General features: G+C 65.6%; 12 protein-coding genes. 10 read left to right on the top strand and 2 right to left on the bottom strand.

The annotated features are described in order from the left end of the window. Positions 1 to 483: 483 nt before the first annotated feature. The 10 genes from OG716_RS40725 (at position 484) to OG716_RS40680 (ending at position 14360) form a co-directional block, all read left to right on the top strand. Positions 484 to 1875 carry a radical SAM/SPASM domain-containing protein gene (locus tag OG716_RS40725; protein ID WP_405135482.1) on the top strand — a complete coding sequence of 464 codons (1392 nt, stop codon included), beginning with the start codon at positions 484 to 486 and terminating at the stop codon, positions 1873 to 1875. Positions 1876 to 1912: 37 nt separating this feature from the next. Next, positions 1913 to 3622, top strand: coding sequence for a carbamoyltransferase (locus OG716_RS40720; protein WP_405135481.1), 1710 nt, complete (start codon positions 1913 to 1915; stop codon positions 3620 to 3622). Further along, a complete protein-coding gene (locus tag OG716_RS40715; RefSeq protein ID WP_405135480.1) occupies positions 3619 to 5598 on the top strand; it encodes a Gfo/Idh/MocA family oxidoreductase in 1980 nt (659 codons plus the stop codon). Before OG716_RS40720 ends, OG716_RS40715 begins: the two co-directional genes overlap by 4 nt. Next, positions 5595 to 6872 (top strand): ATP-grasp domain-containing protein, encoded by a 1278-nt coding sequence (locus OG716_RS40710; RefSeq protein ID WP_405135479.1) that lies wholly within the window; start codon positions 5595 to 5597, stop codon positions 6870 to 6872. The genes OG716_RS40715 and OG716_RS40710 overlap by 4 nt, the downstream gene beginning before the upstream one ends. Further along, a complete protein-coding gene (locus OG716_RS40705; RefSeq protein WP_405135478.1) occupies positions 6869 to 8095 on the top strand; it encodes a DegT/DnrJ/EryC1/StrS family aminotransferase in 1227 nt (408 codons plus the stop codon). Before OG716_RS40710 ends, OG716_RS40705 begins: the two co-directional genes overlap by 4 nt. A gap of 24 nt (positions 8096 to 8119) precedes the next feature. Then, entirely contained in the window at positions 8120 to 9697 is a 1578-nt protein-coding gene (locus OG716_RS40700; protein ID WP_405135477.1) for a glycine hydroxymethyltransferase, read from the top strand. 149 nt (positions 9698 to 9846) lie between these two features. Further along, positions 9847 to 10317 carry a chorismate--pyruvate lyase family protein gene (locus OG716_RS40695; protein WP_405135476.1) on the top strand — a complete coding sequence of 157 codons (471 nt, stop codon included), beginning with the start codon at positions 9847 to 9849 and terminating at the stop codon, positions 10315 to 10317. Between the two features lie 16 nt (positions 10318 to 10333). Next, positions 10334 to 11872, top strand: coding sequence for a class I adenylate-forming enzyme family protein (locus OG716_RS40690; RefSeq protein ID WP_405135475.1), 1539 nt, complete (start codon positions 10334 to 10336; stop codon positions 11870 to 11872). Positions 11873 to 11980: 108 nt separating this feature from the next. Next, positions 11981 to 13528 carry an MBL fold metallo-hydrolase gene (locus tag OG716_RS40685; RefSeq protein ID WP_405135474.1) on the top strand — a complete coding sequence of 516 codons (1548 nt, stop codon included), beginning with the start codon at positions 11981 to 11983 and terminating at the stop codon, positions 13526 to 13528. Between the two features lie 46 nt (positions 13529 to 13574). Continuing rightward, the gene (locus OG716_RS40680) at positions 13575 to 14360 is read left to right on the top strand and encodes an alpha/beta fold hydrolase (protein ID WP_405135473.1); all 786 of its coding nucleotides are present in this window, start codon (positions 13575 to 13577) and stop codon (positions 14358 to 14360) included. Positions 14361 to 14805: 445 nt separating this feature from the next. Here OG716_RS40680 and OG716_RS40675 read toward each other — a convergent pair whose 3' ends face one another. Further along, a complete protein-coding gene (locus OG716_RS40675; RefSeq protein WP_405135472.1) occupies positions 14806 to 15684 on the bottom strand; it encodes a DUF4913 domain-containing protein in 879 nt (292 codons plus the stop codon). Next, positions 15681 to 17537 (bottom strand): type IV secretory system conjugative DNA transfer family protein, encoded by a 1857-nt coding sequence (locus OG716_RS40670; RefSeq protein ID WP_405135471.1) that lies wholly within the window; start codon positions 17535 to 17537, stop codon positions 15681 to 15683. Before OG716_RS40670 ends, OG716_RS40675 begins: the two co-directional genes overlap by 4 nt. Between the last annotated feature and the right edge of the window lie 28 nt (positions 17538 to 17565).

Raw genomic sequence — 17565 nt, 5'->3', positions numbered from 1 at the left:
TCGGGTCCACATCCCGACAGCGCCAAATTGTCATGACATCGAGAGCAAGGGATGGCGAACCAGGACTGATAGTCGATTTCAGACGATGGATGGCGGTGATATTGCTTGCAATGACACCGCGATTTCGGCACGTATTCAATGTATTATGTTGGTGCGCTATATATTTCATATTGACAGTGCGTATTTCATTGCCTCACACTGGTTTTGGCAGATACCGGCAATGGAAACGATCGGAGGTCAATGAGATGGCTCATCGTTCAACGACGGGCGGCCGATCACCACAGCGAGTCGTCCGCGATTGCCGCTACCTCCACAGTCCGCGCCCCAACAGCTGGTGTGACCACGCCGCGATGATCCGCATCATGCGTGCCTAACCCCAACTCCCACAATATCTTCCGGTAGATTCCAATGCATTCCTATCGGTGAGCCCCGGCAGCAAGCTTGCGGCGTTGCGCCGTCAACCATCGAAGAAAGTTGACCCTCATGGGTAACTCATTTCGAATCTTCACACCGTCGACCGTGCTGTCATCACGCGCGATCCACACCCTAGAATCGGCGGGTGCCGAGTATCAGATAGTCACTGCAGCAACAGATTTGATGCGGCCGGCCAAGCCGGACGGTGCCGACCTCTTGTACGTTCCCGAGAATCACAGCCCTGATTCCGTACATGCCGCCAATATGATTTCCAATTCCTCGACCGACCGGTTCGGAATTCTTTCCGACGTGGCCGGTCTGGTAATCCACAACGTGGGCTCAAAACCGCTGTCGCTGTTCTACAGGTCCCGCTCTCCGCAGGCCGACGTGGGCGCTTACACCGCAGGAGCGGACTACCGTGCTCGCGGCACGGTCGCGGACGTGCCGATGCCCCGGCAGATCTATCTCGGTCTGACCCAGCGCTGTAACCGGTCGTGCAAGTTCTGTGTGTCGCGCACGTTCGATTTCGATCTGCTCTCGATCGACCAGGTCAACAGCCTGTGCGACGAATTGGCCGGCAAGGTGCAGGTCATCGCGCTGACCGGCGCCGGTGAGGCGATGACCCATCCACGATTCTGGGAGATCCTCGATCTGCTCCAAGCCCGGCTGCCCGGCGTCGTCTACAAGATGAACACCTCCGGAGTCACCTTGGCGCGCAACGCAGATCGGCTCCTGGAATACCCGATCAAGAACATCACGGTGTCCCTGAACGCCGCGACGACCCCCACCTACGAGAAGTTCGTCGGCAAAGGATTTCCCGTCGTGCTCAACGGGATTGAGACCCTGGTGCGCCGGCGCGCGGAGATGAATCGCGACGATCTGCACCTGTGCCTGTCGATGGTGTTGATGAATTCGACCGTCGGTGAGACCGAGCAGCTGGCCACGATCGCCGCGCAACTGGGCGTCGAAGAGATCCAGGGCATCTACCTGATGATCAACGACGACGTGTTGGCCCAAGAATCGCTCTGGCACCAGCCACAACGCAGCAACGAACTCCTGCGCGCGGCCGCCGCGCACGCGGCCGCGCTCGGTGTGCGCGCGAGCTTGCCGCCGCCGTTCCAGACGGCCGAGATGCGCACGAACTCCGATCAGCACACCTCGCTGCCGACCACGCAGGGGCAACGCTGCACCGAGGCGTGGTCCACAGCCTACGTGCGGCCGGACGGTGAGATCATGTCCTGCCCGTACATGGACCGCACGCTCGGCAACATCCGCGAGCACAGCCTCGAACAGATCTGGCACGGCGACCAATACACAGACCTGCGCCGAAGCCTGGTCGATGGCGACCGCTGGCCCGAATGCCGCAACTGCTGTGGCTTCAACGAATCGGGCTCGGTCGATGAGTACCCCTCGCATTGGCTGGGCGCTCGCCGGCCGATGCTTCCCCTCACCGTGGTGTGAATCCGATCCTTCGACCAGCCTCGAAAGGGGAAGCGCTGTGGTCAAAATCGTGCTGGGCATCAACCTCGGACACGACCGATCGGCGTGTATCGCCGTCGACGGACGGCCGGTCGTGGCGATCGCCGAAGAGCGGTTGTCCCGACGCAAACACGACATCCCACTCAACGACCGGCAGGAACGCTACAACACCTTCCCGCAGCGGGCCGTGTCCTATTGCCTGCAGGCCCGGGGCCTGCAATACAGCGATATCGACCTGGTGGTCGCCAGCACCACATACGTGCTGGACTCCGTGACCGGGCAACGGCGCACCCTCACCGCAGCAGACGTGCAACGAGGGTGTCCCCCACTGTCCGACCACCCGATCCACATTGCGCCCCACCACCTCTCGCACGCCGCGAGCGCCGCCCCGTGCTCAGGATTTCCCAGCGCCGCGGTCATCGTCGTGGACGGCGGCGGCAGTATCACAGGCTTCGTGGACGGTGTCGCGGCCGAGTTCGAACGAACCACACTGCTGCACTACCGCGACGGGGATCTCACGCACCTGGTCCGCTCCGTCGGCGGGCCACCCGCATACGGCAACTCGCTCGGCGACTTCTACCAGGCGATCACGATGTACCTGGGGTTCCGCGCCGGCGAAGAGGGCAAGATGATGGGTTTGGCCGGGTACCGCGACATGGATCCACCGGCGGACACGTGGAGGCCACTCAAGGAATTCGTGGACGCGATCGACGTTCGGGCCGACGGCACCCACAGTGTCTCGGGCATCTTCCAGTTCACCGCGGACGGCGCCTTTCACCCTGATCTGATCTCCGCATTCGGTGAACCGCGCCCGCACCCCACTCCTGATGAAGCGCTCGACCGGCACATCGCGGCGTCCGCGCAATGGGCGTTGGAGGAAGCGATCGTGCAGCTGGCGCGCATCGTGCACCGGCTGACCGGGGAACAGCGACTGTGCCTGGCCGGTGGTGTGGCACTCAACTGCGTCGCCAACGCCCGGATCCTGCGCGAGACACCCTTCCTCGACCTGTTCGTGCAGCCCGCAGCCGGGGACGACGGCACCGCACTGGGCAACGCGCTGCTGGGTGCACACCGCCTCGACGGTGATCGGCAACCCTGGAGATTCGACTCGCCGTACCTGGGACAGTCTTACCAGCCGGCGGAAATCGAGCAGGCCCTGTCGGAGGTTCACGGCAAGGTCCATGCGCGCATCGCCGACGATCTCGCGCGCGAGGTGGCCGCCGATATCGCCGAAGGCAAGATCGTTGCGCTGTTTCGCCACGGCGCCGAGTTCGGGCCGCGTGCGCTGGGACACCGCAGCATCCTGTGCGACCCGCGGCAGGCGGGGATGAAGGACGCGGTCAACCGCCGGGTCAAGCATCGTGAGGCGTTCCGGCCGTTCGCGCCGATGGTCCGCCAGCAGGACTACTCCGAGTTCTTCGACCTGAGGGTTCCCAGCCCGTACATGCTGCTGGCCGCCGACGTCCTGCGGCCCGATCTGGTTCCGGCGATCACGCATGTCGACGGCTCCGCACGGGTGCAGACGGTCAACGCTGCGCAGGAACCGTTCCTGCACACCGTGATCGGTCATTTCGCGAGCCTGACCGGGGTGCCGGTCCTGCTCAACACCTCGTTCAACGACCAGGAACCGATCGTGGAAACCCCTCAGGATGCGCTGCGGTGCTTCCTCGGCACCGGAATCGACGTGCTGTACCTGGAACAGCACCGAATCACCAAGGACAACATGTGAATACGCCGACCCCGGGTCTGGTCTCGGTGATCATGCTGGTGCGTGATCGACTCGACCACACCCGACAAGCCCTGAACTCGCTGACTGAAGTCGACTACACGGCAACAGAATTCGTGATCGTCGACAACGGCTCCTCCTCCGACACCGCCGAATTCCTGTGCGACTGGCACGCCGGTTCCCCTCGCGCCGTCCAGGTGCTGCGGTTCGCCGACGACCCCGGTGGCAGCGAACGCCGTAACATCGGTGCGTCAGCCGCTCGCGGGCAGTATCTGTTCTTCGTCGACAACGACGTCATCGCCGACGACCCGACATTGGTGACCGCGCTCGTGAGTGCTCTCGCCGCCGACCAGACCCTCGGCGCGGTGTCGCCGCTGCTGTTGTTCCCCGGCGAGCAGCCGCTCGTGCAATGCGCCGGAGGCGGTTCGACAGCGCAGGGCCGAATCGGACTGCTTGGTCGCGGCGAGGTACCCAGCCCGAGCCACCACACCAGCAGGGAGCAGACGTGGGCGCCGACTGCGGCGTTGATGGTGCGGCGCAGCTCTTTCGAGCGCGTGGGCGGATTCGACACGGCATTGGACCCCGTCGCCTTGTGCGAGGACGTCGATCTGTGCTGCCGCATCCGCGCAGCCGGTGAGCGTATCGGCTATATCGGCCACGCCTCGCTGCGGCACTACGAAGGCACGACGTTCAACCACCTCGGCTTCGACAAGCTCCCGGTGTGGCACAGGCACATGCGAGTCATGCGGGCGCGCTGGTCGGATGTTTTCGCGCGGGGCCCGATACACACGAACGAGGATCTGGCGTGGCGGGCGCTGCGCAAGGACTATCGGGACCTCACGAGACCAGTGGTGCGCCAGGCCAGCCCACACGAGCCGCCCGACCAGGACACCTCGTTCTTCGCCAGCACCGGCACCCCGGCCCTCCCGGATGTGCGTGTGGGCGTACTGGGCTGCGGGCAGGCCGCAGTGCGCGGCGCGCTCCCGGCATACACGGCGCCCACGTGCGAGGCACCAGATCCCGCGCCTTTCTTGAACTTCGGGCGTGTAGACGGCGTCCGGGTCGCCGGAATCGCCGACCCAGAGGTGAGCAGCTTGCTTGCCGCGGCTCGCTGGTACAGCGTGCCGCACGCACTACTCGATGCCGCCACCCTGTTGGATACCGTGCCGGTGGAGGGTGTGGTGGTGTGCACGCCGCCACATTCGCATGCGGCGCTGGTCTTTTCAGCCCTCCGACGTGGTGTGAGCGTGTTGGTCGAGAAGCCAGCCGCCATCACCAGGCAGGAACTGGCCGACCTGCTCGCGGCCGTCGCCGATCATCCCGAGCAGACGGTCATGGTGAATTTGCCCTGGCAGTACCACGTCGTGGTCCGCTGCGCCCGGGACCTGCTGACAACCGGTGCGATCGGCGAGATCCTCGGCTGGAACATCGTGTTCGAGCACAATGGCCCCGAGGCGTGGGCGCCGCGCGCCACCTGGTACCGCACTGCCCCCGGCGGGGTGATCACCGACCTCGGGCCGCACACACTCGCAGTGGCCAAATACCTGCTCGGCGGGGACGTCGGCGCACCGGTGGACACCGTCCTGCTGAACACGGACGGCACGACCCCGGTGCGGGCACGCGCAACGATCGCGGTGGGTGAGTGTCTCGGCACGCTCGAAATCGGCTGGGACGCACCGGGTCCACGGTTTACGGTGACCGTGTCCGGCACGGGCGGGGAGTTGCAGTTCGATCTTGTGCCCTTCCACCCGGCCATACCCGCTGTGCGGGTGCGCACCGACCGGGCCGACCGCACCATCGAATTCGAACCGGACGCATCGGGTCCCGTCGGACCTTATGCCGAGTTCATCGCCGCACTCCGCAGTGAACCGACCGTGCCCGGCACCCGGCTGACCGAGGTAGCCGACATCGTGGGCGCGGTGATCGAGTGGTCGCGCATGCCCGCGAAATCCGTTGACAGCGTAGGCAACCAGCGATGACCACGATCGTGACCCGGGTCGGGCCGGCCGGACTGCCGTTGGACCGCGGCCTCGCCCTGCTGCGCGAGCACACCCCGCATATCTGCTGGTTCGCCCGCTCGATGTTCCTGTGCGCGGGCTGCGACGTCCTTCCCGGACTGCGGTTCCAGCCCGAAAATGCCGACGATCTGCCCACCGCCGGCGCACCACCGGTCGTGCTCGGGTTCCGCGCCGGCCCCGCGATGCACCAATGGGCGCAACGCAACAACGCCACCCTCGCCATGCCTGCGGCCGAACTCACCCGCCACGCAGGTGACAAGACACAGCTGCCCGCCCTGGCCGCCACCGCCAGCGTCGCGGTGCCCCGGGCAGTGATCGCGCGGCAGGTCGATGAGCGTGCCGCAGACGCGCTGTGGCGCGAATTGGGCGCGCCTGCGGCGGTCGCGCAGCTTGCTGAGAACGACCTGACCGGCACTGGTACCCGGCTGATCACCGGCGTCGCCGAACTCGTTGCCTGCCTGCGCGAGTGGGCCGGCCGAGACGTGAAACTGGCCGAATACGTGGACGGGACACCGCTGACCGTCAGCGGAGTCGTTCTGTCGCACACGGTGGCGGTCTCGGGAATCTCCTACCAACTCGTCGGTCACCCTCGCCTGACGCCGGTGTGGGGTGCGCACTGCGGCAACCAGCTGCTGCCCGAGTCCGCGCTCCCCCAGAGTGTCGCCGCCGCCTCTTACGAGGCCTGCCGGCGAATCGGAGAGGTGCTGCGCGAGAGCGGGTTTCGCGGCATGTTCGGTCTGGACATGCTAGCCACCGGCAGCGGCGTGGTCGTGCTGGAAATCAATCCCCGGGTGCAGAGCGTAACGTCGCTGCGCAACGCCGCCGACCTCGCCGCGGGGATGCTGCCCGCGCCCGCGCTGCAGGCGCTGGCATTCACCACCACCCAGCCGTTCGCATTGGCACCGATCCACCTGCCGTCACCCGCCTACGGGCAGCTCGTGATGTACGCCCACACGAATGGGCGGGTGACAACGCTACCGGCGACCGGAACCTACGAGCTGGACCAGGGTTGCACCCGTATCGGCCCGGCCGCGCCGCTCGGCTCACTCCCAGCCCATCACGCGCTCGTGTGGCCGATGGCGACGGCGGGAACCGACGTACAAGGTACAGACCCTCTCTACGTCCTGCAGATCCCGATACCGGTGGCAGACCCCAGCGGCGCATTGACACCTGAAGCCGTGCGCTGGCTTGCCGCGCTGGAGTATTTCACCCGCATCGAACGGAGCGACCGTTGATCATTCCACCGTCCATCGCCAATCCCGGCCCGGCCCGTTCTCGCCCGGACACCGACCGGGTGATGCGCCTGGGTTCGGCTCAGACCGGCGATCGTGAGCGCGCCGCGATCGAGGCCGTCTTGAGCCATCAGGTGTTCTACCGCTATCACGGATCGGAGGTGACCGAGTTCGAGGACGCCTTCGCCGCTGATGTGCTCGCGGGACAGCGTGCGCTGGCGGTCAACTCGGGCAGTTCCGCGCTGCAGGTCGCGTTCGCGGCGTTGGACGAGGAGCCCGGGTTCGAGGTGTTGGTGCCCGTTCTGGGTTTCGCTTCCGCGGCGACCGCGGTCGCCGCCGCCGGAGGAGTACCGCGATTCGTCGCGGTCGATGCCTCACTCGGCATCGATGTGGTCGCGGCACGGGCAGCGATCACCGACCGCACCCGGGCGGTACTGGCCGTTCACATGATGGGCGCCGCATGCGACCTCGCCGCAGTCGGTGAATTGGCATCCGCCGCAGACCTGCATGTGGTGGAGGATGTGGCGCAGGCATGCGGGGGCACCTTCGCCGGTCGCCCGCTCGGTACGCACGGCACCGCCGCCGCATTCAGCTTTCAGCACTTCAAACTTCTCAGCACCGGCGAGGGCGGCATGGTGAGTAGCCCGAACGACGCTGTCATGGATCGTGCCCAATGCCTGCACGACGCGGCATCACCGTGGGTCGACCCGGACGCGTTCGCCCGGGTTCCGCGCCTTCGGGTAGCGCCGTCCAACCTGCGGATGTCCGAGCTCGAGGGTGCGCTCGGACGCACCCAGCTGGCCCGGCTTCCGGAGTGGATCGATCGGCTCCGGGTGATGAAGCGATTCCTTCTGGAACATATCGAGCGCGTTGCCGGACTCACCTTGCGGCCAATTCCGGATCCGTCCGGGGACATCGGGACCACGCTGGTATTCCGGGCCCCCGATCCGGGCTCCGCCGCACAGATCGTGAGCGGGTTACGTACCGAAGGAGTGAATGCGGGCAATTTACTCGGACCGGTCGGTATGAATAGACATTTCGCCGGCGACTGGGGACCGCTGCTCACTCAATGCGGACTCTCCCCCGCACCCCCGGACCTCGTCGTCGAGGCGCGCGAGGAGCTCGCCTCCACCGTGGTGATCGCTCTGGATCTGCGCTGGGACGAGCGTGATCTCAGCGAGACGCTCACCGCGTTCGAGCGGGTGCTCCCCATCGGTTCGGCATAAGAAAACAGGAGATACGCTGTGCCAATGCCAACTACCGACTCCGGTCCCGCAACGCAGACCACAACGAACCCGCCCGTGTTCGCCGGCGCGCTCGCGCGATACCTCGCGGCCGTGCCCGCCGATCGCATCGATCCCAGCGCGGTGTCTTTCATCGCCGGGCTGGAGACCGTCAGTTCGGTGTCCCCCACCGTGGCGGCGTCCATCGTGCAGGAATTGATCGACCAGCGATCGAACGTCAAACTTATCGCCAGCGAGAATTTCAGCTCGCTCGCGGTGCAACAGGCAATGGGTAATCTTCTTACCGATAAATACGCCGAAGGAATCGCCGGGCATCGCTTTTACTCCGGCTGTGACAATGTCGACAATATCGAAATGGAAGCCGCCGATCTCGGACGGCAACTCTTCGGCTCAGACCACGTGTACGTACAACCGCACTCGGGCGCGGACGCCAACCTGGTCGCCTTCCTCGCGATCTTGGCTCACACCGTCGAGGTCCCCAAACTGCAGGGCTTGGGCGAGTCCAATCCCGCCAAGCTCGGCGACAGCGACTGGGAGCAGCTGCGGCAAGCGTTCGTCGGCCAGAGTCTGCTCGGGATGGACTACTACTCCGGTGGGCACCTGACCCACGGCTACCGCCACAACGTTTCCAGCCGCCTCTTCGACGCCCACAACTACACCGTCGACCGCGAAACCCACTTGCTCGACTTCGACGCCATCGCCACCCAGGCGCGCGAGCTGCGACCGCGGATTCTTCTCGCGGGCTACAGCGCCTACACCCGCAAGATCAATTTCGCGAAGTTCCGCGAACTGGCCGACGAGATCGGTGCCACGTTCATGGTGGACATGGCGCACTTCGCCGGCCTGGTCGCGGGCAAGGTGTTCACCGGCGACTTCGACCCGGTAGCGCACGCCCACATCGTGACGAGCACCACCCACAAGACCCTGCGCGGCCCCCGTGGCGGCATCGTGCTGGCCACCAGCGAATTCGCCGACGCCGTCGACAAGGGCTGCCCCATGGTGCTGGGCGGGCCGTTGCCGCATGTGATGGCTGCCAAGGCTGTCGCCCTGCGCGAAGCACTGAGCCCGAGCTTCCGCGACTACGCGGCCGCGATCGTCGACAACTCCCGCGCTCTGGCCGAGGCACTGCAGCGGCGCGGTGCCGTCGTGGTGACCGGCGGCACCGACAACCACATCGTGCTCGTCGACGTCACGGCCTCCTACGGCCTCACCGGCCGCCAAGCCGAGTCGGCACTGCGCGAATGTGGCCTGACGCTCAACCGCAACTCTCTGCCGTTCGACGCCAACGGGCCCTGGTACACCAGCGGCCTGCGCCTGGGAACACCCGCGGTGACCACCCTGGGTATGAGCACCGACGAGATGACCGAGATCGCGGACGTCATCGTGTCGGTACTGAGCTCGGTGACCGTCGTGTCCAGTGTCCGCGGCGACGGCACCTCGGTACCCAGCAAGGCCAAATTCGATCTGCCCGGGCCTGTGCGCGAGGCGGCCAAGAAGCGGATCGCTGATCTGCTGGACCGCTACCCGCTCTACCCGCAGATCGACCTCGATGTCGTGCTGCCCTCCGACGGACCTACCGGATAAACACATGAGAACAAGGGGGGATTGCCCTGACCTGGATTAGGGATGACGGTCGCGGCCAGGCCGTTCGGATGGTGGCAGATGAGTTCCTCGCACCATCCGAACGACCCGCACGACTCACCGATATCGATCTGGCCTCGGTGTCACCCGACATGCGCATGCTGATCTGCCATGACGGCACGCTGACCAGCGCACTCGAAGCGCGCTCGCTCACCCCGGTCGTCGTCGAGGTGCAGTCACAGGAGCCGGTGCGCCTGGATCGCTCACAAGCACGCCTGATGGCCGCGCTTGCCGGGCACAGCGGCATCCGGCGCCGAGTGCTCATCCGCGAACGCGATACCGGCCACCTGCTGGTCCAGGCGCAATCGATCCTGCTCCCGGAGCGGCTGCCTGCCGCCTTCGGCGCGACGATCGCCTTGGCCGACAAGGGATTAGGTGCCGCGCTCTCGCGCCTGGCGCTGGAATATCGGCGCGAATTGCTGTGGTTCGGACGCGGATCGTTCGACCCGCTGCCGGCCACCGACACGCACCCACACGACCGCGACGCGATAGTGCGCAGCTACCGGCTGATATCCGGTGGCCGCCCGATCTCTCTGGTGGAAGAGCGGTTCCCGTTGTGCTGAAACACTTTCGGGGGAAATGATGCTGCAACACCACGCCAATCTCGCTGTTGCCCTGGCAACACTCGCCACCGAACGTGGCTGGCTGGACCGCCCCGCGATCATCACGGCCGGGAACACCCGAACCTACGCCGAACTGTTCGCTGCGACCCAGGCATACGCGGCCGGACTCCACGCCGCCAACGTGCGGTCCGGGGACCGCATCCTGATCCTGCTGCCCGACGGATTCGACTGCGTCGCAACACTACTGGGTGCGATGTGGCTGGGAGCGGTCCCGGTGCTGGGCAACCCGCGCTCGCCCCGACCGGAACTGACCACCTTGGTCCATCGTGCCGAACCCACCGCCGTGGTCTGCACGAAGGAAACGGCGGACGCATTGCACGGCGTCTGGGCGCTACGACCAGAACACCTGGCCAGCACCGGGCATACGGCACCTGCCGCCGAAACGCTCGTCGACGGCCGACCCGGATATGGTCTGTTCACCTCGGGAACGACCGGTGACCCGAAACTGTGTATGCATTCCCACGCTGACCCGCTGGTCCACAACCAGGCGTTCGGCAGACCAGTGCTCGAGTTGAGCCCCGGCGACACGGTTCATTCGGTTTCGAAGCTGAACTTCGCGTACGGGCTGGGCAATTCGGTCTGGTACCCGCTGCTCAACGGCGCGACTGCGGTTTTGGAGGCAGCCCATCCCACCGCGGAGCAGGTCCTCGACACGGTCGCGGCGCATGAGGTGGACATCCTTTTCGCAGTGCCCAGCTTCTACGCCAAGCTGCTCGCCCACCCCGACCGCGGCGCGCTGGCCCGGCTGCGGATCGCCGTCAGCGCCGGTGAAGTGCTGCCGCCCGCCATCGAGCGAGGAATCATGGCATTGCACGGCCCGGTGGTGCTCAACAGCATCGGCTCCACGGAGGTGGGACAAGCCTTCGCGGCCAATTCCTTACGCGCACAACGGTTCGGCACCGTCGGTCGAGCCCTCGCTCCCTACCGGATCCAGGTCGTAGACTCGGCCGGGAATCGGCTGCCGGCGGGGGTCGAGGGTTCTCTGGAGGTCGTAGGCCCGACGGTGGTGCAAGGTCGCACAATGGCCGACGTCGCGGAGCCACCGCACCGGAACCTGTGGCAGCGGACTGGCGACGCGGCGATCGTGGATCCGGACGGCTACCTGACGGTGATCGGCCGCCTCGACGATATCGAGATCGTCGGTGGAATCAACGTGCACCCCACCGAAATAGAGCAAATGCTGCTGGAATACCCGACGATTTCCGACGTAGCCGTCTGCGCCGTCGAAGACGTGTCCGGCATATCGCGGCTGGTCGCCTACGTCGTTCCGACCACACCACACATAGACCCGGCCGAACTCACCACGCGCGTCCAACACGATTTGCGACCTCGTATCGCCGGATTCAAGATCCCGCACGCCGTGGTCCTCGTGGCCGAGGTGCCGCGCACCGACACCGGGAAGCTGCGGCGCACCATCCTGCGGGCCGCCGCACGCCGTATGCAGACCACCGGCTCATGGCAGCCCTATGACCAAACCTTGTTGCGAGGGAATTGATATGCAGCAGAACACGCTTCGGCGCACCGCCGGGGCCGTGAGTCGACAGCCGCGCTTTGTGCAATGTCCACACAACCCCCTGCTCTCCCTCCTTGGTAAGGACACATGATGGTTCATGACGAGATGGTGTTTCTCCGTCCGGATGTGCGCACCGAACCTCTCGTGAACGGGTTTCGGGCCTGGGCACATCTGCTCGCACCGCACACCTACGCACGCAACCTGGTCGCCAGGCACGTGCCGCGAATGCGCGAGGTGCTGCACGATGCACAAGCCCGCGCCGACGCCTCCGGCGCGGGCGACGCCCGCGAGTGGCTCGACGCTGTCATCGGCCAGAGCCCGCACCTGATCGAGCTCGGTGCAGCCATCACACAACTGGACACGCTCATGCTCTCGCAGACCGGCGGCCAGGACCTGGAACCGCTGTACGCGCAGGTCCCGGAGCCGTTGAGGGGTCGGGTGGAACTGGTGTACAACCGCTACAACCAGCCCGGCGTGCGCTTCCTCGAAGCCATCCTCTACCGCGGCCCCTATTACGATCCCGGGTTGCAGGCGGTGCGCCTGGAACGCGTCGACCCCGACGAACCCGACGAGGGACTCGCGGTACCTCGAATGCCGAAGGCGGGCAGGATGATCCGGCCCGCTCGGTTCGACTCCGGGATCTGGAATCTGATCGGACAAGCTCGCCGCGCACCGGTACGGGCCAGCGAGCTCGCCGATGGTCTCGGGGTCGATGTCGAGGAGTTGGCGCCCTTTCTGACCACCGAGCCGCCCCACCCCCATCCACTCACCACCCGAGCACGCGACGGGGCGGTGTTTCTCAATCATGCGTGTGTGCTGTTCGAATCACCGCGCAGCAGCGTGCTGATCGACCCGCTCGTCGCCTACCGCCGTGATGGCGCAACCGATCGCATGTCCTTCGCTGACCTTCCTGATCAAATCACCTGTCTCGCAATCACCCACGCCCACCTCGATCACCTCGATATCGAAACCCTGCTGCAGATCAGGCATTTGGTGGATCGGGTCGTGGTGCCCCGGACGAACGCCGGTGATCTACTCGACCCGAGCCTGGCCCTTGTCCTGTCGGCTATCGGGTTCGAGGATGTGGTCGAACTGGACGACTACACCACACTCTCGCTGCCGGACGGGTCGATCACCGCGCTGCCGTTCCTCGGTGAGCATTCGGACCTGACCGTGCGCGGGAAAGCGGGTTATGCGGTCACGCTGAACAATTCGACCAGCGTGCTGGTCGCGGACTCCCGGTGTCTGGAACAACGGGTCTATGAGGTGGCCCGCGAACAGCTCGGCCCGATCGATTCCCTGTTCATCGGTATGGAGTGCGAAGGCTCACCGATGACCATGGCTTCCGGCCCCTACCTGCCTACCGGGCAGTACACCGAGCAAATGTCGCAAGCACGGCGCACGAAAGGATCCGACGCCGCCGGCGGCATGGAGCTGGTCCACGCACTCGGGCCCCGGCAGGTGTACGTCTACGCCATGGGCCTGGAACCTTGGCTGTCGTACATGTTCGGCGTCTCCGACCCGACACGCAGTTACAGCCTGGCCCAGACCGAAGCGTTCATCACCGAATGCGCTGCCCTCGGTCTGCCCGCCGAACTCCTGCGCGGTTCACAGACACTGGACGTCCGGCAAAGATGACTTCGCGGCCAGGCATGCAGACTCCACCGGGCGGCGGTGAGAGTCGATGAGGTTGTCCGTCTACGAGCTACCCGGCAGCGGAACCGACCTGCCATCGATTCTGTTCTGCCACGCAGCGGGTTTCCACGCTCGTGTCTGGAATCAAGTCAGCCGATGCCTTCCGAGCTCGAACGCGCGCTTCGCGCTGGACTTCCACGGTCATGGTCAATCGCCCCCGCTCCCAACCGACGCCACCTGGGACAGATTCCGTGACGATATCGCCGACGCCGTCGAGCAGCTGGGAGGTCAACGATTCGTCGGTGTCGGACATTCGCTCGGTGGCACAGCACTGCTACTCGCCGAGGCTGCAGCGCCCGGGATGTTCGAGCGGTTGCTGTGCTACGAACCGATCTTGGCCAGCGACGACGACCCAACATTCGCCACCGCAGCGGCGCGCCGCAAAAACGACTTCGCTAGTCCGGACGAAGCCCTACGCCGCTTTTCTACCCGCGGGCCGTTCGCTCGGCTCGAGAGTCGCGTACTCCGCGACTACGTCGAGGGCGGCCTTGCCGCCGATCCATCTGGTGGCGTTCGACTGCGGTGCCCGCCTCACACCGAAGAGCAGATCTATCTGACTGCCCGAACCGCCAAGTGGCCGGAAAGTCTCCCCCACGTGCGTTGTCCTGTGGAGTTCGGATACGGCACGAAATCGACGGTCGCCGATCACACATGGTTGACTAAATTCGCCGCGGCCATGCCGCATGCGCACACGTTCGCGATGCCCGAGTTCGGTCATCTCGGCCCGCTGGAACGACCCGCAAAATTCGCATCGTGGGTTGCCGAGCTGGTGTAAACACCCGACCCTCGCCAAGACCCACCGCACGGCGCAACGCCGATGCGGGAGTCGAATACCCTCTGCTCTGCCCAAATTCGATGTGCAGATGGCGTGGCGGGTACTCGAGGGCCAGGAGCTCGGTCAGCGTAGCGGGTCCGGTGTAGGTGTCGGGGGACTCCGCGGCCCGAAAGCGCAGGTACGCCTGGCCCAGAATGTAAAACGACGGCGAGCTGCCAGCGTTGGTGAGCCGAAACAGGGATCGTGCTGAAATCGGCTGTACGGTCGACGGTTTCGCGGTCCAGAGGTTCATGCCGAACGAAGATATCGGCGAACAACACATGCAGTTCACGGAGCCGGTACAGGTCCTCGCCGCTGCGCGTCCCGACGACCCGCCTATCTGCGCGCACTCTCATTCTTGGGCAGGCGGTCCCGGACTCAGACAGGGTGCCCGCTCGCGCGATATTCAGAGAGTGCTGCCCGTTCGAAGAAGCCGAAAGTCCGGCCCGAATCCCAGTTCGTCGACCGCCAGCGGACCACTGACGGAGCCGAACCAGCCCGTTGGCACCGTGCCGAAGGGAAGACCAGGCTGCGGAACATGCCGATCGGGGGTACAGCGATGCAGCGGGCCCTGTGCGGCGTCGAGGACGACTCGCATGTGGGGGTCGATGTGTGAGACGAACAGGGTGCTCATCGCGGTCCCGTCCTCGGCCAGACGCGCCGCTTCGAACACGGCACGCAAGGCAGCGAACCGCACCGCCACTCCGTGGTGTGCCCACCATTGCCGGCACCATGTGTATTGCCCTTCACGGTGATTGGCCGCGATGCGCACCGCGGTCACCGGCAGAAGCCATTGATCGACGAACTCGGTGTAGTGCGCGAACCGCGGAGGTTTCCGTTTGCGATCATCGCCGGTGTTCACCGGCCGCGCCATGTCGCCGAACCATCCCGGCGGTACGGGATCGGCGGAAAGGGACTGCAACGCGACATGTTTGGCTCTCGTGCAGCGGTGCAGTGGTCCGTTGGCGGCGTCGAGGATGATCCGCATGTGTGCGTCGATGTGGCTGAGCAGCAGAGTGGATATCGCGCCGCCGGAGCGGCTGCGGCGGGAGGCTTCGAACGCGCCGTGCAGATGCGCGATACGGACGGCGACCGGTCGGTGCCGCCACCACTGCGGGCACCAGGTGTAGGTCTGCTCCCGGTTCGCCTCGGCGAGACGGACAGTGACGAACGGGAACAGCCACTTCTCGGCGAAGGTCACGAAGTCCGGGTAGGCGGGGGGCTTGGGTGGATTCTTCCCGGCACCACCTGGTTGTGGTGCGGCGCCGGCGGAGGGCGTGGTCATTGCTGTGTGCCTTCGTCCTGCCCGGCGGCTGGGGTCGCGCGGGGAGGCTTGTGCAACGAAACCGTGTGTTCGAACTGGTTCAGTGACGCGGTGACGAGCGGCGCGAAGACCGGATGGTTCCACCAGAAGATTTTGCGCACGAGTATCGGCTCGTGGTTCGGCAGGCGGACCAGGGCGCGGTCTTTGGGGAGCGCACCGAGTTTGGCGACGTTGAGGACGGGCTCGGCGCGCCAGGAGACGGTGCGGTTGACTCCTCCGGGGCCGAGGGAGCGGGAGCGGTCGGCGACATCGTGCTCGTCGATCAATTTCGACCATTCGTCGAGGTAGCCGACGGAAGCGATGTTGCCGCCGTAGATCTCGATCGATTGGGCGCGCATGATCTTCACGCCGTTGACACCCCACAGGTCTTCGCCTTGTTCGAGGACCTGGATGATCGTCATCAGGATGATTCCGCACCCACCGCAGTAGGTGTAGTAGCTGGGTAGCTCGCCGATGCGGGCGCAGTTGGCCGCTTCGTCGAGCACCGCCAGGAGCGGCACCGCGAGGCGGCCGTCCAGGCGGGCGCGCGCGAGAGCGAGGGCGGCTTCGAGGATTTGGCCGACGAGCGCGGCGGTCAGTGGTCCGGCGGAGTCGGGGCCGGTCATCGACAAGGCATACAGGGTGTCGGTGCTGGCGACGAAATCGGCGGGCTTGAATTCGGGTAGGCGGTGGCGGGTGGGTTCGTGCGTGACGTCGATGATGATCTTGTTTTCGCCTTCGTAGACGCTGAAGCGTTTGCGGGTCGGGGGTGTGACCATGCGGGCGTAGTGTTCGTCGGACAAGACATTGAGGAATCGTCTTCCCATGTCGTACAACCCATCTCGTTGCCGCGCGTAGAGGCTTTGGGCGTCCAGGATCCGTTGCGCGGGACGATGGTGCCCGTAGTGGCGCAGGATCAGTGCGGGCGTCTGGTCCTGATCACCGGACAACCATTCGGCGACATGCAGGAGGTCTCCGCCGACGCAGGCGGCGGCGAATGCGTACAGGCTCAACAGTTCCTGCGCGCCGCCGTCGAAGTAGGAATCGACCTTGGCATTGGCTTGCTGGGCGGCCGATCCGGAGGAGCCACTGACGAAGAACGCCGCGAGCTTGCGTGCCGCGGGCAGGCTGGTGACTTGCGCGAGCAGGTTCACCCAGAAGTCGCACTCGGCGTGCCCACAGACCGCTTGCAGGTCACACAGCCAGACCCGGCCTTGTTGTGCGCGACCGTATCTGGTGTGCCGGTACAGGTCCGGTTTGTTGCTCGTTGCCAGCGCCGGCCCCCACGCGGAGAGCACCGCGGGGATCGCCCATGCCATCGTCTTGCCGGTCCGCTGGCCCGCGGCGATGAACACCCCCAATTCGGCGGGGACGAACAACTCGACATCCTTGAGCACGGTCCGGCCCAGCGGGGGCCCCGGCAGTTGCCTGACCTCGTCGGGGGCGTCCTTGAGCAATCGGGTCGCCGCGGACATATTGTCCCGGAGACGGGCGATGGTGATGGTGCGTGGCGGTGCCATGGTCCGTGCGGCCGAATCGATACCACCACGCTGCCGAAGGCGGGGACCGATCCTCGCTGCCGCTACGGCCGATGCCGCGACGAAACATACGGTCACACAAGTGGATTGCCAGGGCCAGACCCGTCGCCCTAGAGCCAATTGAAGGTAGGCGGCGACCGGGTTTGCGGTGACCTGCAGTCCGGCCCACCAGCTGCCCAGGCTCAATGCCACCCACCCGGCCAGGCCCACCAGGACAGCGGCGAGAAACAGCAGCAGCAGCCACGTTTCCTCACCGACTCCCCCGGTGTTTCGGCGACGAGTTTCTCGTGCGGGCACTGCGACCATCTCCTTCAACCAGCGGGGG

Origin of the sequence: Nocardia sp. NBC_01388 (assembly GCF_045040085.1) — a bacterium.
GTDB lineage: Bacteria > Actinomycetota > Actinomycetes > Mycobacteriales > Mycobacteriaceae > Nocardia.
Note: the sequence above shows the minus strand (reverse complement) of the source record. Positions and strands in the feature narration are given on the sequence as shown.

Coding starts and splice junctions, on each gene's coding strand:
- OG716_RS40725 (WP_405135482.1), top strand. CDS start 484: ATGGGTAACTCATTTCGAATCTTCACACCGTCGACCGTGCTGTCATCA.
- OG716_RS40710 (WP_405135479.1), top strand. CDS start 5,595: ATGACCACGATCGTGACCCGGGTCGGGCCGGCCGGACTGCCGTTGGAC.
- OG716_RS40700 (WP_405135477.1), top strand. CDS start 8,120: ATGCCAACTACCGACTCCGGTCCCGCAACGCAGACCACAACGAACCCG.
- OG716_RS40695 (WP_405135476.1), top strand. CDS start 9,847: ATGCGCATGCTGATCTGCCATGACGGCACGCTGACCAGCGCACTCGAA.
- OG716_RS40690 (WP_405135475.1), top strand. CDS start 10,334: ATGATGCTGCAACACCACGCCAATCTCGCTGTTGCCCTGGCAACACTC.
- OG716_RS40685 (WP_405135474.1), top strand. CDS start 11,981: ATGGTTCATGACGAGATGGTGTTTCTCCGTCCGGATGTGCGCACCGAA.
- OG716_RS40680 (WP_405135473.1), top strand. CDS start 13,575: ATGAGGTTGTCCGTCTACGAGCTACCCGGCAGCGGAACCGACCTGCCA.
- OG716_RS40675 (WP_405135472.1), bottom strand. CDS start 15,684: ATGACCACGCCCTCCGCCGGCGCCGCACCACAACCAGGTGGTGCCGGG.